This window comes from Streptomyces sp. NPDC059037 (assembly GCF_042740015.1).
GTDB lineage: Bacteria > Actinomycetota > Actinomycetes > Streptomycetales > Streptomycetaceae > Streptomyces.
In genome coordinates, this window is the sequence record NZ_JBHYIG010000099.1 from 28,902 (window position 1) to 29,498 (window position 597).

1 protein-coding gene and 1 pseudogene are annotated in these 597 nt (G+C 69.7%); both read left to right on the plus strand.

Translation table 11 applies throughout. From position 1 onward, the window contains the following. Nucleotides 1–286 (plus strand): flavin reductase (locus ACFWY6_RS21355; RefSeq protein ID WP_384692608.1); only part of this gene is annotated, 286 nt, incomplete at its 5' end. Nucleotides 287–516: 230 nt separating this feature from the next. Beyond that, nucleotides 517–597, plus strand: a pseudogene (locus ACFWY6_RS21360) (electron transfer flavoprotein subunit beta); the annotation flags it as partial.

Genomic DNA, 597 nt, shown 5'->3' on the forward strand with positions numbered 1-597 from the left:
CTCTCTGGGGGCCCCCCACACCCCCCGCCCCCCCCCGCCGCCCCCCCCCACGACGTTCGCACGCAGCGGCGCCGACCGCTTCGGCGCGCCCACGCGCTGGTACGAGGGGCCCGAAGGCGTCCCCGTGCTCGACGGCACGCTGGCCTGGCTCGTCTGCCGCGTCGCCGCGCGGGTGCCCGCGGGTGACCACCGCATCGTCCTCGCGGAGGCGGTCGTGGGGGACCCCGCAGGTGCGGGGCGGCCGCTCCTTTACCACCAGGGTCGCTTCAACGCGCTGCGCGACTGAGCGTTCCCGAATGCCCCGCTGTGTGCCTGATTACAGAGCGTTGGGAAGGTCACAGTTCAGAGCGCTTGCTTAGTGGGAATGTTCTGGGTGTACTGACGAGTAATATTCCGGTCGGAGCGCGGGCCGCCCCGACCGGGATCCGCCGCTCCAGGCGCCTATGCTGCCTGCAAGAAGGCAGTGGCCAGAGCAAGGCAGCAGCCCAGTAAAGACGATGCAGTAGGAGAGCCGGCGTGAGCTTGAGGATCGTTGTCACCGTGAAGTACGTGCCCGACGCCACTGGCGACCGGCACTTCGCCGATGACTTGACCGTG